Source organism: Mucilaginibacter sp. OK098, assembly GCF_900142915.1.
GTDB lineage: Bacteria > Bacteroidota > Bacteroidia > Sphingobacteriales > Sphingobacteriaceae > Mucilaginibacter.
The window spans coordinates 116,170-136,088 of sequence record NZ_FRCM01000011.1 but is presented as its reverse complement, the minus strand read 5'-3'; the positions used below and the strand labels follow the sequence as shown (position 1 = coordinate 136,088).

Sequence of the window (19,919 nt, the reverse complement as noted above, 5' to 3'; positions counted from 1 at the left end):
AGGCCGGCCCCAAACGGGTTATCTTCATACTGTAGGTCCGCTTAGTTACTCCATCCTGGGCCGTCGCTACTGCCACAATCGTGTTATCTCCTACATTTAATGAAATCGAGCCGGAGGCGCTACCAGAGGCTACCACTACATTGTTTACAGTTATCGTATTGGTCGCATCAGGGCTTGTTGGAGTTACCGTTAGTGAGCTAACCGTATTGCCTACTGTCGCTATATAATCCTTATAATCCGCACCTGATACCGGTACCAGCGCTGTTTGTGGGTTGAGCGTAAGGTAGGTTAACTGAACATTGCTTGACGGTGCTGTACGGATTACCGTTATTGTATATGTCTTTATGGTGCTGCCGTCCTGAGCGGTTACCTGCACATCTATTGGGTTACTACCCGAATTTAATGCCAGCGCGCCTGAGGCGCTCCCGCTGCTTAATGCAGAATATCCACCTCCGTTTACCTGCACCTGGATCGTGGCATTCACGTCTGTTATCGATGCTGTTACTGTTGTTGTAGCCGTTGGATAAGGTACCGTAACGGTGTAGCCAGTTGTCGTTGCAGGGTTAAACACCGGACTGAACGCTCCTGCACTCGTACTTAGTGCCGATAAGGTCGCATCTGTTGATAAAATCTTAATATTTATAATTGCCGAAATGCTGCCCCCAAAATTGTACGCGGTAACTGTGTAATCTGTTGCAGGGCTGGGTACGGTTGGGGTACCGCTGATGGCGCCTGTAGTGCTGTTAAAGTTAAGGCCGGCAGGTAAAACAGGATCTATATAATAGCCACCGCCCGGTTTAACCTTGTAAACAGAGTTAGTGCCTACGTCAGAAACATAGAGATTGCCGGAACCATCAGCAGCAACGCCATAAGGAATAATAAACCCACCAATAGTAGCTAAAGCGCCGCCACCTGCCGGGATCTCTTTTACCTGGCCAACAGAGGCATCAGCAACATATAAATTTCCGGCGCCATCTATTGCTAAACCCGTAGGGGCATTAAATGTATAGCCCATACTTACCGGGGTATTGCTGCCTTTTGTCAGCTTAAACAGCGAGCCTGTGCTTTGATCAGTTATGTAAGTATTGCCGGCAACATCAACAGCAATTCCTGTAGGTCCGGCTATGGCCGAAGTTAATATAGTAACAGGTCCGTTGCCCGCTGCTATCTTGTAAATCTTTTGGTTTCCCTGGTCCGCAACATAAACATTACCGGCAGCATCAGCAGCAATACCTGCGGGGTAGTTAAAACCCGAGCCTATTTCTACCGGGGCACCACCGCCAAAAGGAATTTTCTTAACCATGCTGTTCCCCGCATCTGCCACATAAATATTGCCTGCAGCATCAAATGCCACCCCAACCGGAGCGGTAAAGCCAGTGCCAACGCTGGTTCGGGCACCACCGCCAACAGGAATTTTATATAAAGTATCGTTCCCTGAATTGGCAACGTAAATATTTCCAGCGTGATCCAGGCCCAGGCCTATCGGAAAATTAAAACCGGTATCTATCACAGCCAAAGTGTTACTATAACTGGGAGCGCTTACGCCGCTGGCGGCTGGTATTAATGGGGTAATTGCAACATTTACAGGGTAAACTGCAGGTCCGCTGTAACTAAGAGTTGGCGGAGGCGGCAAAACAACTGTAATGTTTACTGTTGCTGATGCGCTGCCACCATAGCTGTAAGCGGTAATTTTATAATCTTTTGCGGCGCTTACCGCGGTTGGTGTACCGCTGATGGTCCCTGTGGTTCCACTGAACTTTAGGCCGGCCGGCAAAACATTGCTGATAAAATACCCTCCGGCAGGTATAAGCTTCTCAATAGCATTGTTCCCTGTATCGCCAATATAAACATTACCCATGGCGTCAACAGCTACGCCAGCCGGGGCATTAAAACCAGTACCTATTGGCACTTGCTTGTTACCACCTTTTGTTATCCGGTATAAGGTATTGTCAGTTTTATCGGTTACATATACATTGCCCGAGTTATCAGCAGCAATACCTGAGGGGAAATTAAAATAGCAGCCAATATTTAACGGAACACCTCCGGTCAACGCAACCTTATATACTGCATGGTCACCACCATCGGTAAAATATAAATTATCCTTTCCATCCACCGCAATACCTGTTAAGCTAATAAAACTATCACCCAGTGTTACGGTATTACCACTGCCGGCGCAAATCTTGTATACTGTCCCATCGCTTGAGTCGGCAACATACACATTACCCGCGGCATCAACCGCTACACTGCCCGGTCCGCTAAATCCTGTGCCAATGCTTATAGGTGTTCCGCCACCAGGCGGCATCTTTTTTACTAATCCGTTGCCCTGATCGGCAACATATATGTTACCAGCAGCATCTAATGCTACTCCTGTAGGGAAGACGAACCCGCTGCCTAATTCAACAGCGGCGCCCCCACCAACCGGTAACATCATTACCTTATTATTACCCGAATCGGCAAAATACACATTACCCGCAGCATCAACCGCTGTGCCACCCGGCTGGTTAAAACCGGCAGCTAATGTAATCGGGGTACTATTATAGCCGGGGGTACCCACACCTGTTGCAGTTGGCACAAGTGGTGTAACAGCCGTACCTGCGGTATAAGTTTGAGGACTGCTATAACTCAGGGTTGGCGCAGGGGGATTATCAACCTCAATACTAAAAGAAGCAGATGTACCGCCCCCGGCGTTATAAGCAATAACGATATAATTTGCAACTGCAGTTGCCATGGAAGGCCTACCACTTATAGTACCGGTAGTATCATTAAAACGCAATCCGGCCGGCAGTGCAGTTTTCAAGCTATAGCCTCCCGAAGGGGTAACTTTATAAAGCACATTCAGGGAAGCATCGGCTATAAACAAATTTCCTGAAGGGTCAGCCGCAACTCCCGAAGGGAATTGATAGGTAAAGCCTGTGCTCACCGGGTTGCCTCTTCCGCCTTCAACTTTATATACCAGCTTACCATACCCATCGGCAACGTACAAATTGCCGGCAGCATCAACCGCAACATTGGTTGGAAAATTAAACACAAAGCCGATATCAATTGCGCCGCCGCCTTTTACGGCTATCCTATATACTGACGAGGCGCTCCCGTCAGAAACATATACATTACCATGTTGGTCAACTGCAATACCTGTTAAATCATCAAAATCAGTAGCCATGGTTACCTGGGGGCCGCTAACGGGTACTTTATAAACGGAGGCGTTGCCTGCATCAGCTACATAAACGTTCCCTGCAGCATCAACGGCTACCCCAACCGGCGAATTAAAGCCTGTGCCAATATTCACAATTCCACTATTGTCTGCCGGGATTTTTTTAACCAATCCATCCCCTGAATCAGCAACATATATGTTCCCCGCAGCATCTACGGCCACACCAGACGGTGTATTAAAACCCGAACCTATGTTTACAGTTGTTCCGGTATTTACATTAATCTTTTTTATCAGGTTGTTTCCTTTATCTGCAACATAAACATTTCCAAGTGTATCTGCTGCTATACCCAAGGGGGCAAGAAACCCATTAGTCACAAGACCAGGAGCGGTATAGCCCGGCACATCAACCCCGCTGGCAGTTGGCACAAGCGGTGTAATAACCGTACCTGCCATATAGATTTGAGTACTATTATAACTTAGAGTTGGCACCGGTATTGCCGGATTTACCCTTACAGAAAAAGGTATTGCAGCCGAAGTGCAGTTTGTTGCCGTATTTACAATTGTTAAATTAAAATCATAAGTACCGGCTAATGTATTGACCGGGATATTTACAGATATTGGCGACGGATTTAAGGTAAAGCCGTTTACATCGCTAAAACCCGCCATTGCAGTAGCACCTGTTGAAATGTAGTAAATAAAGTTGCCGCTTGATAACCCGCTGTAAGGGATGGAGAATGTTGTTGCAGATGTGTTTACTGGCGTAATTGCGCCTAATGTAATCACAGGTAAATCATTAACCGTTCCGTTAATGGTCTCGGCCTGGTCAGCCACCCCGGTTGATGTAATGGTGATATCGCCCGCCGGAGTGCCTATTGCAGATGCGGTTATGCGTACAAATATATCCTGCAGGCTTACAATCCCTGTCGATTCTGTAAGCGTTAACTGTGAATTATAGTTACTGCCCGATGTTTTGCTAATCTCGTATCCTGCCGGGGCAGTTATAATTACATCTGCGGTTAAATTGGTGCCTGACACCTTAAAACTTTGATCTGCTGATGGGCTGCCGTTACAGCTGTTAAAAGCCGTCAATGTGCCGGTAAGCGTTACTGTAGGAGATGCCGGGGGTGTATTTACGGTTACTGAAAATGGAATATCAACCGATTGATTGCCTGAGGCCTGGTTCCGTACGTTAAAAATAAAATCGTAAGTACCGGCAGTGGTGCCAGGGATGGGTACTGATACCGGGTTGGGTGTGTTGAGCGAAAAATTACTTAACGGGCTAAAACCTGGCATAACATTGGTTGAGGCAGTTGTTACCGAGTAAAGATTAGGCGAGCCTGTTACATCACTGTAATTAATAGTAAATGAGGTTGATGTTTCTTCAACATCAGCTACCGGCGATAAAATTACATTCGGAATAACGGTGTTAATAGTTACAGCCAATACTGATGAGGCGTTGCTTACGTTGCCAACTCCATCAGTTGCTTTGGCGGTGATGTTATGGGCACCCTCAGATAACGTGGTGGTGGTAATAGAAAAACTGCCGCCTGTTGCTGTACCGCTGCCAAGCGAAGTTGTACCATCAGTATCATACAATGTAACCGTTGAGCCGGCCTCAGCTGTGCCGGTAATGGTTGGTGTTGTAACATTGGTAATATTGTCGTTTGGGGTGCCGCTATCGCTGCCGGTTGCCAATGCCAACAATGTGGGTGGTGCCGGAGCTGTGTTGTATACATCGCCGGTCAATCCGCCTGATATGGCATTGCCGGCAACATCGGTAATGATGGTGCTATTCCTGTTTCCTGATATTGTAGCCGTGCGCGTTGCCGCGTTGCCAATAAGCGATAACGTAAAAAGAATGACTGCAAAAGTCAAACCTTTAACAAACAGGATAAAAGAGCGTAAAAAATTGTTCATTGTATAGGGTTAGATCAATGGTTAAAGTATAGAATTATGGCAAGATTTTGATCCTGCAATAGCAATGGGGTGATTAAAAATATTAAAAATATATTTATAAAATCTATATGTTTTGAATAATCTTTAAAGATTATTTTTAGGTTAAAAATATAATGCATTAATTAACTGCAGTGTAATTTAACTTAACTTCCTATTTCTGTCTTTCATTTAATATCGTGTTTTATTGTGAAAGAACTCAGCCATTCATAATTCACTGTAAGTCAATAGCCTGCCTGCCTTATACCTAATAATGCAGAAGGCTCACTGGAGGGTAAAAAAGACCGGCTATATTCCTTTAGCGAATCCTTTTTTCATGAATAATCTATTAAAATTTACTGTTAGTAAACCTTGTTTAAATAACAAATTCTATAAATCCAATAGAATTTATGGCATTAATATACTTTTTAAAGTATTTTAAAAAGAAGGTGTTTTTTTTCTCTTTTTTTATTAATTTAGAAATTATTTCTTAATCTATACTTAATTACCTTAAATCAAAATCTTATGAAGATTAATTTACCTTTAAAATTTTGTTGGTTAACAGCAGCGTTAATAGCTGCCTGTGGGGTCAACGGTTATTCAAGTCCTTTAACTAAAGGGATCCCGGGTAGTGCCACTCATGCCCAGGCTCCTGTAAAAGGAGTTGTAAAAGATGCCACAGGCGAAACTCTTGTAGGCGTATCAGTATCAGTAAAGGGTACTTCAACAGGCACCCAAACAGATGTTAACGGTGCATTTACTTTAAATGCGAACCCTGGTGATGTGCTTGTATTCACTTACATTGGCTACCTTAAAAAAGAAGTTACCGTAGGCACGGATGTCAACCTTATTGTAACCATGCAATCTGATTCAAAACAACTAAATGAAGTTGTTGTAACTGCGTTAGGTGTTAAACGATCAGAAAAATCCCTTACTTATTCAACACAAAGTGTTGCGGGAAGTGAACTTACCGATGTTAAAAGCGACAACTTAATGAACGCTGTAAACGGTAAAGTTGCCGGCGTAACTATTACTCCAAGCGCTTCCGGAGTTGGTGGTTCTGTAAAGGTATTGCTCCGCGGTAACAGATCTGCCACCGGGAATAATCAGCCTTTGTATGTAATTGATGGTGTGCCTATCAGTAATAGCTCAAATGCTAACATGCAGCCTAACGGTACTTATGGAGGCACGCCTGATGGTGGCGATGGGATCTCAAATATGAATCCTGAAGATATTGAAAGCCTTACCGTACTAAAGGGCGCTTCGGCAGCCGCACTATATGGCAGCCAGGCGGCAAATGGTGTTATTGTTATTACCACTAAAAAAGGTAAGTCCGGTAAAACCCAAATCAATTTTTCATCATCAGCCAGCATTGATAAAAATGCTTATTTACCTCAATTTCAAAGTCATTATGGCGTAACAACTCCGGGAAATTCCACAAGCTTTGGGTCCAACATTTCCGGCGCGCCGGATAACTTGCCTCTTTTTTTCCAAACAGGCAATAACTTTACCAACGCTATCAGCTTAACAGGCGGCAATGAAATAGCTCAAACTTATTTTTCTTATGCCAACACTGATGCCAGGGGTGTTGAACCGGGCAATAAGCTAAGCAGGAACAATATTAACTTTCATGAAACAGCCAAATTTGGCAAGTTATCTGTTGATGGTAATGCTAACTATATTACACAACAGATTAACAATAGCCCAACAATAGGCTTTTATACCAATCCTTTAACAGGTTTATATCTTTTTCCAAGAGGAGAGAGCATTCTGCCTTATAAAACCAATTACGAGGGGCCAAATGGCGCCAATGGTGTACCTACCCAAAACTGGCCTTATCAGGAAGACCTTCAACAAAATCCATGGTGGATCATAAACCGGAATATAAATTTTTCAAAACGTAACCGCGTATTAATGAATGCGAGTGTTAAATATGATTTTACCAAATGGCTTAATATACAGGCAAGGGGAAGTATTGATCGTATTGATGATACCTATGACCAGCGTTATTATGCAGGCACATTGGCGCCCCTTGCAGCCGGTAATAACAATGGCAGTTACAGCGGATCAGACCAGGTATTGAATCAAAAATATGGCGATGTAATCGTGAACTTTACCCTACCTGGCAAGTCTGATTTTAAATTGGACGGTTTAATTGGTTCAAGTATCAATGATAACTTTACATCAGGTATTAATTGGGGAAACGGCCCTGGTGGATATGGGCTCATAACACCAAATTTGTTTACTATTCAAAACATCCAGGTTTCTAACAAAGCACAAGGTATAAATTCAGCAAACAGCGTTAATACACTTGCTAATAATCATAATCAAATTCAAGCCATATTTGCCAATGCAAATCTCTCGTATAAGAATTGGGTATATTTAACGCTGACGGGCAGAAACGATTGGTCATCTAATCTTGCATTTACACCAACCGACCATTACTTTTATCCATCAGCAGGTTTATCTTTCATATTAAACCAAATGACTGAGTTACCGCAGGTGATTTCGTATGCCAAGATAAGGGGATCGTATGCTCAGGTTGGTAATACAGTACAGCAATATGCATCAAACCCTGTTAATAATGCGGCAGATCCGAATAATGCTCCAAGTTCAAACGGAGTAACTTTATCCAACAGGCCCCCTTATCCAGCCCTTAAACCTGAAAAAACCAAATCTTTGGAATTAGGTGCTGACTTGCGGTTTTTGAATGATAAGCTAAGCTTTAGTTTTACTTATTATAAATCAAATACTTATAACCAATCAATCCCCGTTACTCCGCCTGCGCCTTCAGGATATGGCGCCGGATATGTAAATGCCGGGAATATTCAAAACCAGGGAATTGAGTTTACATTGGGCTACAACCTGGTAACTTCCAGCGATTTTAACTGGAACACTACGATTAATGGTTCAAGAAACATTAATAAAATTATTGATCTGGATTCAAAAGATGGTATAAACACTTTCCAGCTAACTAATAGTAACAGTTATCAATCTTTCCTGGCCAAGGGCGGATCCTTTGGTGATATTTGGGGCCAAACGTTACAGCGCGATGCGCAGGGCCGCGTAATGATTACAGCCCAGGGCTTACCTTTGTTAAGCGCTGGTTTTAGCAAAATAGCAAACCCTGCACCAAAATTCCAATTGGGCTGGAACAACAGTTTTAACTATAAAAACGTTTCGTTAAACCTATTAGTTGACGGTAAATTTGGCGGACAGGTGGTATCTGTTATGCAATCCATTCTGGATGCTTATGGTGTATCAAAAGCGTATGGTGATGCAAGAGATGCCGGCGGTGTAAAAATAAACGGTGTTGATCCGACTGGTAATAATGTAACTACTATTGATGCTCAAAAATGGTATACTTCCATCGGCGGCCGTAACGCGGCATTAGGCCAGTATGTTTACAGCGCTACTGTGGTCCGCTTACGCGAAGTTGCTTTAGGATATAATTACAAACTGTCTAAAACGGCTGCTATTAAATCTATAAAGCTTTCTCTTACCGGTAGAAATCTTATTTACTTCTATAAAAAGGCACCTTATGATCCGGAAGTTACCTCATCAACCGCAAACGGACTTGGTGGTGTTGACGTATTTAATCAGCCGGCAACACGTAATTACGGCCTGAACCTGAATGTTATATTTTAATTGTACATCTTTAATTAAAAGCAATGAAAACAAATTATAAATTAAATAAATATCTCAAAGGCAATCTGTATTTGATTGCACTTTGCCTATTGACGATAATAGGATTAAATAGTTGCACAAAAAACTTCGAAAAATATAATACTGATCAAACCGGTATTGCTAATAAGGACCTGAAAGTCCCAACACTGTTTATCCCAATCGAGCAGCAAATATTTCAAAATTACCAGGTCTCTCAAAACCTAAATGCTGACGCGTACGCAGGTTATTCATGCCCGCCACAAACTTTTGGCAGAACATTGTATAATATGAACTATGTTTTTGTTGATGGCTGGAACCAGACCGCATTTAACCAGATCTATACAAAAATTTTAGGCCCCATTAAAAATAAATTAGCGCCTATAGGAGTTAAAACCTCCCTGCCTGATTTTTGGGCAATTGCATTGTTACTGGAGGTTGAAGCGATGGATAGGGTAACTGACAAATTTGGACCGGCCCCTTACAGTAAGGTTGGTTCATCCTTAATCTCCATACCTTATGATGATCAGCAAAGTATCTACCAGCAAATGTTTTTGCAGCTCGACACCGCATCAACAAACCTGCAAACTTATATAGCAGCCAACCCTGGTAAAACACCTTTTGTAAACTCTGATGTAATTTTTAATGGTGATTACACTAAATGGCTAAAATTTGCTAACTCGTTGAGGTTGCGCCTGGCTATGCACATCGTAAAGGTTGACCCTGCAACTGCACAGGCACAAGCAGAAAAAGCCCTAAGTGCAGCGGGTGGTTTACTTTCAGACGTTTCTGATGACGCGGCCATTGCCGGAAGCGGGCAAAACGATTATTTCGTAATAACAGCCAGTTATACTGATAATTCCATGAACGCATCCATCCAATCATACATGGTAGGATATAACGATCCGCGTATTTCCAAATATTTTACGCCTATAAATCCTACATTCACGTTCCCGGGAGCCAGCTATGCAGGGAAATATATAGGGATTCGTATTGGCTCAGACGTACCAAATAAACCGGCTTATTCAGGTTATTCAGTATATAACTTTACCAATACGTTTACGGCAGCTGCACCTCAATTGATGATGACGGCTGCAGAAGTTTGGTTCTTAAAAGCTGAGGCGGCTTTGAGGGGATGGGCTGGTGCCGGCGATATTCAAACTGATTATGAAACCGGTATCCAAACTTCAATGACGCAATATGGTGTTGCTTCAGGAGCAGCTGGTTTTATTGCCGATGCAACCAGTACACCTGCAGCTTATACAGATCCTCAAAATGCGGTTAATAGCTCTCCTGCGTTATCAGCCATCACCATAAAGTGGGACCCTGCTGCCGGCAATGAAACAAAGCTTGAGCGGATCATTACCCAAAAATGGCTTGCCATGTTTCCCGAAGGGCAGGAAGCCTGGACAGAATTCCGTCGTACAGGTTATCCCAAATTGTTCCCTGTTGTAAATAATAACAGTAACGGAACAATTGATACTAAAATACAGGTACGCCGTTTACCTTATCCTTTAAGCGAGTACACAACAAATACCGCCGGTGTACAAGGTGGTGTAAAACTTTTGAATGGCGCTGATAACGGTGGCACCCGCTTATGGTGGGACGTTAATAAACCAAATTTTTAATCCACTCCTATCAACCATTAATAATAAAGGCCCTTTAAATAAGGGCCTTTATTATTAAAAGAGCTACAGGTTTCAGGAAATCAATGCTCTTAAAATCGTTTTAAAAAAACACTTTTCAATTATCATATTTATCCTTACATTTGCAGGCTAATTGTTGCTCATTGAAATCGCTAAGAAATTTTTCGATTCCCTTTACCGGCCTGAAACTGGGGAAGCACCAGTTTGAGTACATTATTAATGATGCTTTTTTTAACGAGTTTGAATATTCGCTGGTTAAAAAGGCAAACTTAAATTGCCAGGTAGAGTTAGAAAGACAGGAAACTATGATTATCCTGAATTTTCAGATCACCGGAACAATTGATGCAAACTGCGACAGGTGTTTGGCGCAATATCCGCAACAGGTGGATATACACGAACAACAGGTGGCAAAGTTTAGCGAAGAGGAAATTGGTGAAGATGAAGAGATCATCGTCCTTACTAAAAATGATCATGAGATCAATATAGCGGGGCTGATATACGAATATATAAACGTTGCATTGCCATTTATTACGGTGTGTGACAACGAAGGGAAAACTTCCTTTTGTGATAAAGAAATGCTTGATAGCTTAAATAAGCTTTCGGCAAATACCGAACAAAATGAGCAGGCAGACCCACGGTGGGACGCGCTCAAAAAGATTAAATAAAATATAAATACCAGGTTTTATGCCACATCCAAAACGCAAAATATCCAAATCAAGGAGAGATAAACGCAGAACGCATGATAATGCTGTAGCGCCAACCTTAACTACCTGCAAAACTACAGGTGCTGTACATTTACCACACAGAGCTTACACTGTTGATGGCAATGTATACTACAACGGTAAATTACTGATTGAGAAAGCAGCTGTAGCTTAGGTTTAATTTTCTGGTATGAAGATTGGCTTAGATATTATGGGCGGTGATTACGCTCCCAAAGCAACCGTTTTAGGGGCAATTGAAGCTTATAAAGTATTATCTGCCGACCAGAAATTGGTGCTTATTGGCGACAAAGATCAGACGGTAAGCATACTTCAGGAAAATAATTTTAACCCCGATCATTTCGACTTTGTTCATACAACAGAGGTGATAGGTATGGGTGAGCACCCTACAAAAGCCATTGTTCAAAAACCTGACTCAAGTATTTCTGTCGGTTTTAAATTGCTTAAAGAAGGGGGCATTGATGCATTTTCATCAGCCGGTAATAGCGGAGCTATGCTGGTAGGTGCTATGTTTAGTGTAAAAGCCATTCCCGGCATTTTGCGCCCTGCAATAGCAAGTTTTGTACCCAAACTGGAAGGCGGTTTGGGTATTTTAGTTGATGTAGGCGCCAATGCCGATTGCAAGCCTGAATATTTAGTGCAATTTGGTGTGCTGGGCAGCTTATTTGCACAGTATGTTTATGGCACTAACAATCCGCGTGTTGCATTAATAAACATCGGCGAAGAAGAGGAGAAGGGCAATATACTTAGCCTGGCAGCCTGGCAACTGATGAAAGAATCGCAATTGATTAATTTTACCGGTAACGTTGAAGGCCGCGACTTACTGTTTGGCGACCATGCTGATGTTTTTGTTTGCGATGGCTTTACCGGCAATGTAATATTAAAGCTTGCTGAATCGTTTTATGTAGTTAGCCTTAAAAGAAGGTTAAAAGACGAATTTTTCGACAGGTTTAATTATGAACAATACGGTGGCAGCCCCATATTGGGTGTAAATGCCCCCGTTGTTGTTGGCCACGGCATATCAAACCCCGAGGCTATTAAAAACATGGTGCTGCTTTCTAAAAACATGGTTGAAAGCGGTCTTACAGATAAAATTAAACTGGCTTTCCAGTAAAAAATATTATAATGAATAAAATTCATGCTGCTATTACAGCTGTGAATGGTTATGTGCCTGATTACGTACTTACCAACCACGAGCTGGAAACGATGGTAGAAACCAATGACGAGTGGATAACCATCCGCACTGGCATCAAAGAACGAAGAATCTTAAAGGGCGAGGGATTAGGCACATCAGACATGGCAGTTCCGGCTGTTAATGGCTTGTTAAAAAAACGCGGCATCGGCGCTGATGAAATTGACCTGATCATTTTTTGCACCACCACTCCCGATCGTGTATTCCCCGCAACTGCAAATATATTGGCAGATAAAATTGGCGCCAAAAATGCCTGGGGTTATGACCTGCAGGCTACCTGCTCAGGATTTTTATTTGGCCTTGCAACCGGCTCGCAGTTTATTGAAACCGGTAAGTATAAAAAAGTTTTAGTTATCGGCGGTGATAAAATGTCATCAATGATTGATTACAAGGACCGTGCAACCTGCATTATTTTTGGTGATGGCTGCGGCGCTGTTTTATTGGAGCCAAATGAAGAAGGTTATGGCGTTATTGATTCTGTTTTAAAGAGCGATGGCTCAGGTGTTCCGTTTTTGCATCAAAAAGCAGGCGGATCAGTAAGCCCAGCCTCGCATGAAACTATTGACAAGCGCGAACACTATTTATACCAGGAGGGGCAGGCAGTATTTAAATTTGCCGTAACCAATATGGCCGAAGTTGCTGCCGAAGTGATGGAGCGCAATAATCTTAAAGCCGATGACATTGCGTGGCTTGTACCACACCAGGCTAATAAACGTATTATTGATGCTACGGCCAGTCGTACAGGTGTTAGCCCCGATAAAGTGATTATAAATATTGAACGATACGGTAACACAACAAACGGAACTTTACCCTTATGTTTGTGGGAATGGGAAGATAAATTTAAAAAAGGCGATAACCTGATATTAGCTGCCTTTGGCGGTGGCTTTACATGGGGGTCAATTTATTTAAAGTGGGCTTATTAAATGTGCGGATGCGTGAATATGCAGATGTGCGAATTAAAATAATTTTATAATTTTATTCCACACATTTGAAGTCAATAAATCAGCACACCAAAAACACTTTTCAGTAAAAAAAATTAAAATGAGTAAAATTCATGCTGCTATTACAGCTGTACATGGTTATGTGCCCGATTACATATTAACCAACCAGGAGCTGGAAACAATGGTAGATACTAATGACGAGTGGATAACCACCCGTACCGGTATTAAGGAGCGGAGAATATTAAAGGGTGAGGGCTTAGGCACATCAGACCTGGCCGTTCCGGCTGTTGAAGCATTATTAAAAAAACGTGGTATCGGTGCCGATGAGCTTGACCTTATCATTTTTTGCACCACTACACCTGATCGGGTATTCCCCGCTACGGCCAATATATTAGCAGATAAAATTGGAGCAAAAAATGCCTGGGGTTACGACCTGCAGGCTGCATGTTCGGGCTTTTTATTCGGGCTTGCAACAGGTTCGCAGTTTATTGAAAGTGGCAAGCATAAAAAAGTTTTAGTTATTGGCGGCGATAAAATGTCGTCAATTACCAATTACGAAGACCGTGCCACCTGTATTATTTTTGGTGATGGTTGCGGTGCAGTTTTATTGGAGCCAAATGACGAAGGCAATGGCATTATCGATTCCATTTTAAGAAGCGATGGTTCCGGCGTACCTTATCTTCACCAAAAGGCCGGTGGGTCTGTTAGGCCTGCTACGCACGAAACTGTTGATGCACGCGAACATTTTGCTTACCAGGAGGGCCAGGCCGTATTTAAATTTGCCGTAACCAAAATGGCTGATGTTGCCGCCGAAGTAATGGAGCGCAATGGCCTTGTGGCAGAGGATATTGCATGGCTGGTACCGCACCAGGCTAACAAACGCATTATTGATGCTACTGCTAGCCGTACCGGTGTTACTGCCGACAAGGTAATTATCAATATAGAAAAATACGGTAACACAACCAACGGAACAATACCACTTTGTTTGTGGGAGTGGGAAGATAAATTTAAAAAAGGCGATAACCTGATCCTGGCTGCTTTTGGCGGCGGGTTTACCTGGGGATCGATCTATTTAAAGTGGGCGTATTGATGTGCAAATGAGAAAATGATGCGTGGATGTGCGAATATGCAGATGTGCGGAGGAGAGAAAATCCACATATTTGCGATGGCACCGAATTAGATAGTTTATTTTTTTCATCCGCACATCAGAAATCCGCACATTTGCACATCGGCACGGACATTATCAAATATGTTTTGTTTATTTGCTTACATAAACTAATAATCTTAATTAATTAAAAACATCCGCACATCTGCACATTCGAAATTCGCACATTTGGAGTTTGCACATCTGCACATTATCATATAACTTTATCAAAACCAATTAACCCCCGGGCATGGATATTAAACAAATTCAGGATCTTATACGCTTTGTTTCCAAATCAGGAGTAAACGAAGTTTCAATAGAACAGGAAAACTTTAAGATCACAATAAAAACCAACCAGGTTGCAACTATTGTGAACGCAACTGTTCCAGATGCTTCAACTGCACCATTGGCTGCCCATACTGCCGCAGCACCTGTTGCAGCAATACCTTTAGCAGCCCCCGTTGCCGATACATCCCATTACATAACTGTAAAATCGCCAATGATAGGAACTTTCTATCGCTCAGCAAGCCCTGAAAAACCGCTTTTTGTAAATGTTGGCGATGAGATAAAACCGGGAACAGTACTTTGCATTATTGAAGCAATGAAATTATTTAATGAAATTGAATCGGAAGTTTCAGGCCGGATCGTAAAAATACTGGTTGATAACGCATCGCCGGTTGAATATGACCAGCCTTTATTTTTGGTTGAACCGATGTAAATGTGCAAATATGCAGATGCGTGGATGTGCGAATGACTTGCACATTCAAAAAATCATCTGCACATCCGCACATTGATAATCCGCACATTTAAAAATTATGTTTAAAAAAATATTAATAGCTAACCGGGGAGAAATTGCCTTGCGAATTATTCGCACCTGTAAGGAAATGGGCATAAAAACCGTAGCTGTATATTCAACTGCCGACAGAGACAGCCTTCATGTACGTTTTGCTGATGAAGCTGTTTGTATAGGCCCTCCTCCAAGCCGCGACTCGTATTTAAACATACCGAATATTATATCGGCAGCAGAACTAACCAATGCCGATGCTATTCATCCCGGTTACGGATTTTTATCAGAAAACGCAAAGTTCTCCTCTATTTGTGCGGAATATGGCATAAAATTTATTGGGGCAACTGCCGCGCAGATAAATGCCATGGGCGATAAGGCTTCGGCTAAAGAAACCATGAAAAAGGCCGGTGTACCTTGTATCCCGGGCTCAGAAGGTTTGTTAACCAGCGTACAGGAAGGTATCAGCATTTCTAAAAAAATAGGTTACCCTGTTATACTAAAGGCTACTGCCGGTGGTGGCGGCAGGGGTATGCGCATTGTTTGGAAGGATGAAGAGTTTGAGAATGCCTGGGATAGCGCCCGTGCAGAATCAGGCGCAGCCTTTGGTAACGATGGCATGTATCTTGAAAAATATGTACAAGACCCACGCCACATTGAGATCCAGGTTGTTGGCGACCAATATGGCAAAGTATGCCACCTGAGCGAACGTGATTGCTCTATCCAGCGCCGTCACCAAAAATTGGTGGAAGAGTCGCCCTCTCCTTTTATGACAGAAAAACTGCGTAAAAAAATGGGCGAAGCTGCCATAAAAGGCGCAAAGGCTGTAAAATATGAAGGAGCCGGAACAGTAGAATTTTTGGTTGATAAAGACCGGAACTTTTATTTTATGGAAATGAATACCCGGATCCAGGTAGAACACCCCGTTACCGAGGAGGTTATAAATTTCGATTTAATAAAAGAGCAGATAAAAGTTGCAGCCGGCATCCCTATCTCAGGCAAAAACTACGAGCCGATATTGCATGCAATTGAGTGCCGTATAAATGCCGAAGATCCTTTTAATAATTTCCGCCCATCACCAGGAAAGATCACAAACTTTCATTCGCCGGGTGGTCATGGTGTACGTATTGACACCCATGTTTATGCCGGATATGTGATCCCACCGAATTACGATTCAATGATTGCCAAAGTTATTTGTATGGCCCAAACCCGTGATGAAGCACTGGCCACCATGGCACGCGCATTAAGCGAGTTTGTAATTGAAGGTGTAAAAACAACCATACCTTTCCACTTAAAGCTACTACAGGATCCTAACTTTAGGGCTGGTAATTTTACCACTAAGTTTATGGAAACCTTTGAATATTCTGAATAAGCGAAACCGGGGGGTTAAAAATTAAACATATATTGCTCCAGGCATTTTAAGCCGGGTTTTTATTTTCAACAATGGCAAACATAGGTAGTAAGCTAATCAAAGCTATAAAAGATAAAGGGAACACGTTAGAGGGCGAAATGTCATTCTTTGAGCATTTAGAAGCTTTAAGATGGCACCTTATCCGCGCTTCGCTTGCTGTAGTGATATTTGCTATAGCCGCTTACGCTTATTACGATGAAATTTTCAAATATGTAATAATGGCGCCTACGCACACCACATTTTGGGCCTATAGGATGATGTGCGACATGGGCACTTTATTCCAAAGTTTGCTGCCATCGTTGTTCCAGGCAAAAGATTTTTGTGTTGATAGTATCCATGTAACGCTTATTAACACAGAAATGGCGGGGCAATTTACATTGAAGATTAATTCGTCCCTCATGATAGGCCTTGTTTTAGGCATACCCTACCTGTTTTGGGAGTTGTGGCGTTTCATTAAACCAGCTCTTCACGAAAAAGAGCGGAAGGCCGCCAGTGGCTTTGTATTCTACGCGTCTTTACTGTTCCTTTTAGGGGTAATGTTCGGTTATTTTATAATCACACCGTTATCTATCCGGTTTTTAGCAGGCTTTATTGTTAGTCCTGACATTAAAAACTATTTCGACGTAGACTCTTATTTATCTTCTGTAGCTACGTTAACATTGGCTACCGGCGTGGTTTTCCAATTGCCCATTTTGGTGTACATAATTTCGAGCCTTGGCTTTTTAACGCCAAAGCTTATGCGGAGCAGCAGGCGTTATGCTATAGTTATTATATTAATAATTGCGGCAGTAGTAACCCCAACCCCTGATGCACTTACCATGACAGTTGTGGCCATTCCTTTGCTCTTTTTGTACGAGCTAAGTATATTTGTTGCCGCAAGCGTTGAAAAAAGACGCCAGAGGAAAGAATTGATGAATATTTAATGTGCAGATTTCTGATGTGCGGATGTGCGAATGATCTTTTGATTCGCACATCCGCACATTTGAGTTTTTACTCGTTCCACATCATTTTTCGCATCTGCACATTTGCATATTCGTACATCTGCACATTCATTTTCTCATCCGCACATTTGCATATCCGCACATTCGCACATCTATTTTTATTCCAACAAAAATTTTACCTTAGCCCCTTACAATAATCATTAAATTTGATGTTATGAATAAAGGGTTAAAGATTGCCATTGGCGCTGATCACGCTGGATTTGACTATAAAAAAGAGCTTATTGAAGCGCTGGATGTAAAAGAAGTTAAAGATTTCGGAACCTACTCTGATGCTTCGGCAGACTACCCTGACTTTGCTCACCCTGTAGCACTTGCTGTTGAAAGTGGTGATTTTGATTTCGGCATACTGGTATGCGGCAGCGGGAATGGTGTGGCCATCACCGCCAACAAGCACCAGGGCATCCGCGCATCAATTTGCTGGAATGAGGAATTGGCCGAAAGAGCCCGTAGTCATAACAATGCAAATATCATATGTATCCCCGCCCGCCATATTTCTATTGATGAAGCAAAAAAAATTGTAGCGATATTTTTGAGCACTGAATTTGAAGGTGGCCGCCACGCAACAAGGGTGGGTAAAATATCTTGTTGATTTGAGGTGAAAGCTGAAAGGTAAAAGGCGAAAGGTTTTTTTCTTTTGGCTATGAACCCTCAACCATGAACTAAAAAACAAACTGACCCATTATTATGAATAAATTATTACTAACAATTGCCTCAATTGGCCTGGTAACGGGGGCTTGCGCACAGCAAAACCCAACCGCCATGAAGTACGCGCCAATTATCAGCGCCGAACTGGCCAAAAAACATTTGAGTATTATTGCCTCGGATGCATTTGAAGGCCGCGAAACCGGCAAACCCGGAGCCGACAAAGCGGCCCATTACATTGCCGATGAATTTAAATCAATAGGCTTGCAGCCTATTGTGAACGGCAACTCCTACTTCCTGGATGTTCCATTGGTTGAAAATGCTTTTAAAGTGAGCACTTTTACCGTAAACGGGAAATCATTCACAAGCGGAACGGATTTTTATGCAAGCGGATCAGCACCTGCAAAAACTTTAAATGCAAGTGAAATTGTTTTTATTGGCTACGGTATTGAATCTGATAATTACGATGATTTAAAAGGGGTTGATATAGCCGGCAAAATAGTACTATATATTAATGATGGCGAGCCAATGAACAATGGCGTGTCAAAGATCACCGGCACTAATAAAAAATCAGAGTGGAGCACTATTCGCTCAAAACGCCTTAAATTTTTAAGAAGTAAAAATCCAGCGCTAATATTGGCAGTAGGTCCAAACGTTGCTGATATTTTAAAAAGATTTGGCAGCCAGATAGGTGCCGGGCAATTATCCATTAAAAAGGATGGCCCTGTTGAAACCCCTGCCATTGCCTATAATATAACCCCAGAAGTAGCAAATCAGATACTTAAAAATTCAGGCAAAACCTATACTGAATTAAAAGCGGCCATTGATGCAGCCGGCACGCCGCAAACACAAACCATAAAAGCTGACATCTCAACCTCATACGCTAATGAAAGTAAAGATGTAAAAGCTGTTGATGCGCTTGGTTACTTACCTGGTAGCGATCCTAAGCTTAGGGATGAAGTGCTGGTAATATCTGCGCACTATGACCATATTGGTTTAATGCCTGCCGGATCAAAGGATATGGTGAATAATGGCGCTGATGATGATGGATCAGGCACAACAAGCATCATGGAAATTGCAAGAGCTTTTGCAAAAGCGAAAAAAGACGGTCACGGTCCACGCCGTAGCATTCTGTTTTTAGGGAACGTAGGTGAAGAAAAAGGATTGCTTGGATCTGAATATTATACTGATCATCCGGTTATCCCCCTGGCAAACACCATTACCGATTTAAATATTGATATGGTTGGCCGTGTTGGCTTTGATTATATAGGCAAGCCAGATTCTGCGAATTATGTGTACGTAATTGGTTCATCAATGTTAAGCACCGATTTGCACAAGGCTGGAGAGAAAGCAAACGACACTTATACAAAGCTAAAATTGGACTATAAATACGACGATCTGAACGATCCTAATCATTTTTATGAGCGCTCAGATCATTACAATTTTGCCAAGCATGGTGTTCCTATTATCTTTTATTTTAATGGAGTACATGCTGATTACCACCAACCTGGCGATGAAGTAAGCAAGATCAACTTCCCGCTATTAGCTAAACGAGCCCAGCTGGTATTTTATACCGCATGGGATCTGCTAAATGCGGATACCCGCCCGGTGGTTGATGGAAAAAAATAGTTTTTGCTCATCCATTTAAGCACTACACAAAAGGATAGGTATATTTGCCTATCCTTTTTTTATT

At 42.3% G+C, this 19,919-nt stretch carries 13 protein-coding genes; 12 read left to right on the top strand and 1 reads right to left on the bottom strand.

Annotated elements, in window-relative coordinates; all coding sequences use genetic code 11:
• Window positions 1-5,068, bottom strand: a 5,068-nt coding sequence (locus tag BUE31_RS28720; protein WP_200802001.1) for a cadherin-like beta sandwich domain-containing protein, incomplete at its 3' end; no start/stop codon positions are given.
• A gap of 540 nt (window positions 5,069-5,608) precedes the next feature.
• Between BUE31_RS28720 and BUE31_RS28715 the strand changes: the two genes are divergently transcribed.
• The 12 genes from BUE31_RS28715 to BUE31_RS28660 all read left to right on the top strand — a co-directional run bounded on the left by BUE31_RS28715 (window position 5,609) and on the right by BUE31_RS28660 (window position 19,855).
• Complete coding sequence (locus BUE31_RS28715; RefSeq protein ID WP_073407317.1) at window positions 5,609-8,731, top strand: SusC/RagA family TonB-linked outer membrane protein; 3,123 nt, start codon at window positions 5,609-5,611, stop codon at window positions 8,729-8,731.
• 23 nt (window positions 8,732-8,754) lie between these two features.
• Entirely contained in the window at window positions 8,755-10,374 is a 1,620-nt protein-coding gene (locus tag BUE31_RS28710) for a SusD/RagB family nutrient-binding outer membrane lipoprotein (protein WP_073407316.1), read from the top strand.
• Window positions 10,375-10,535: 161 nt separating this feature from the next.
• Window positions 10,536-11,057, top strand: a complete 522-nt coding sequence (locus tag BUE31_RS28705; protein WP_073407315.1) for a YceD family protein — start codon at window positions 10,536-10,538, stop codon at window positions 11,055-11,057.
• A gap of 19 nt (window positions 11,058-11,076) precedes the next feature.
• Window positions 11,077-11,268, top strand: a complete 192-nt coding sequence (gene rpmF, locus BUE31_RS28700) for a 50S ribosomal protein L32 (RefSeq protein WP_073407314.1) — start codon at window positions 11,077-11,079, stop codon at window positions 11,266-11,268.
• A gap of 15 nt (window positions 11,269-11,283) precedes the next feature.
• Window positions 11,284-12,225, top strand: a complete 942-nt coding sequence (gene plsX, locus BUE31_RS28695; RefSeq protein ID WP_073407313.1) for a phosphate acyltransferase PlsX — start codon at window positions 11,284-11,286, stop codon at window positions 12,223-12,225.
• An 11-nt stretch (window positions 12,226-12,236) separates the two neighbouring features.
• Window positions 12,237-13,226: a beta-ketoacyl-ACP synthase III gene (locus BUE31_RS28690; protein ID WP_073407312.1), complete on the top strand. Its 990-nt coding sequence runs from the start codon at window positions 12,237-12,239 to the stop codon at window positions 13,224-13,226.
• 118 nt (window positions 13,227-13,344) lie between these two features.
• The gene (locus tag BUE31_RS28685; protein ID WP_073407311.1) at window positions 13,345-14,334 is read left to right on the top strand and encodes a beta-ketoacyl-ACP synthase III; all 990 of its coding nucleotides are present in this window, start codon (window positions 13,345-13,347) and stop codon (window positions 14,332-14,334) included.
• Window positions 14,335-14,638: 304 nt separating this feature from the next.
• The gene (accB, locus tag BUE31_RS28680) at window positions 14,639-15,106 is read left to right on the top strand and encodes an acetyl-CoA carboxylase biotin carboxyl carrier protein (RefSeq protein ID WP_073407310.1); all 468 of its coding nucleotides are present in this window, start codon (window positions 14,639-14,641) and stop codon (window positions 15,104-15,106) included.
• A gap of 97 nt (window positions 15,107-15,203) precedes the next feature.
• Window positions 15,204-16,544: an acetyl-CoA carboxylase biotin carboxylase subunit gene (gene accC, locus BUE31_RS28675; RefSeq protein WP_073407309.1), complete on the top strand. Its 1,341-nt coding sequence runs from the start codon at window positions 15,204-15,206 to the stop codon at window positions 16,542-16,544.
• Between the two features lie 71 nt (window positions 16,545-16,615).
• The gene (tatC, locus tag BUE31_RS28670) at window positions 16,616-17,506 is read left to right on the top strand and encodes a twin-arginine translocase subunit TatC (protein ID WP_073407308.1); all 891 of its coding nucleotides are present in this window, start codon (window positions 16,616-16,618) and stop codon (window positions 17,504-17,506) included.
• 232 nt (window positions 17,507-17,738) lie between these two features.
• Window positions 17,739-18,173: a ribose 5-phosphate isomerase B gene (gene rpiB, locus BUE31_RS28665; protein ID WP_073407307.1), complete on the top strand. Its 435-nt coding sequence runs from the start codon at window positions 17,739-17,741 to the stop codon at window positions 18,171-18,173.
• Between the two features lie 95 nt (window positions 18,174-18,268).
• Window positions 18,269-19,855, top strand: coding sequence for a M28 family peptidase (locus tag BUE31_RS28660; protein WP_073407306.1), 1,587 nt, complete (start codon window positions 18,269-18,271; stop codon window positions 19,853-19,855).
• Window positions 19,856-19,919 lie beyond the last annotated feature (64 nt).

Excerpts from the sequence above, each read along its gene's own strand:
- BUE31_RS28715 (WP_073407317.1), top strand. The coding sequence starts at position 5,609 with ATGAAGATTAATTTACCTTTAAAATTTTGTTGGTTAACAGCAGCGTTA.
- BUE31_RS28710 (WP_073407316.1), top strand. The coding sequence starts at position 8,755 with ATGAAAACAAATTATAAATTAAATAAATATCTCAAAGGCAATCTGTAT.
- rpmF (WP_073407314.1), top strand. The coding sequence starts at position 11,077 with ATGCCACATCCAAAACGCAAAATATCCAAATCAAGGAGAGATAAACGC.
- plsX (WP_073407313.1), top strand. The coding sequence starts at position 11,284 with ATGAAGATTGGCTTAGATATTATGGGCGGTGATTACGCTCCCAAAGCA.
- BUE31_RS28690 (WP_073407312.1), top strand. The coding sequence starts at position 12,237 with ATGAATAAAATTCATGCTGCTATTACAGCTGTGAATGGTTATGTGCCT.
- BUE31_RS28685 (WP_073407311.1), top strand. The coding sequence starts at position 13,345 with ATGAGTAAAATTCATGCTGCTATTACAGCTGTACATGGTTATGTGCCC.
- accB (WP_073407310.1), top strand. The coding sequence starts at position 14,639 with ATGGATATTAAACAAATTCAGGATCTTATACGCTTTGTTTCCAAATCA.
- accC (WP_073407309.1), top strand. The coding sequence starts at position 15,204 with ATGTTTAAAAAAATATTAATAGCTAACCGGGGAGAAATTGCCTTGCGA.
- tatC (WP_073407308.1), top strand. The coding sequence starts at position 16,616 with ATGGCAAACATAGGTAGTAAGCTAATCAAAGCTATAAAAGATAAAGGG.
- rpiB (WP_073407307.1), top strand. The coding sequence starts at position 17,739 with ATGAATAAAGGGTTAAAGATTGCCATTGGCGCTGATCACGCTGGATTT.
- BUE31_RS28660 (WP_073407306.1), top strand. The coding sequence starts at position 18,269 with ATGAATAAATTATTACTAACAATTGCCTCAATTGGCCTGGTAACGGGG.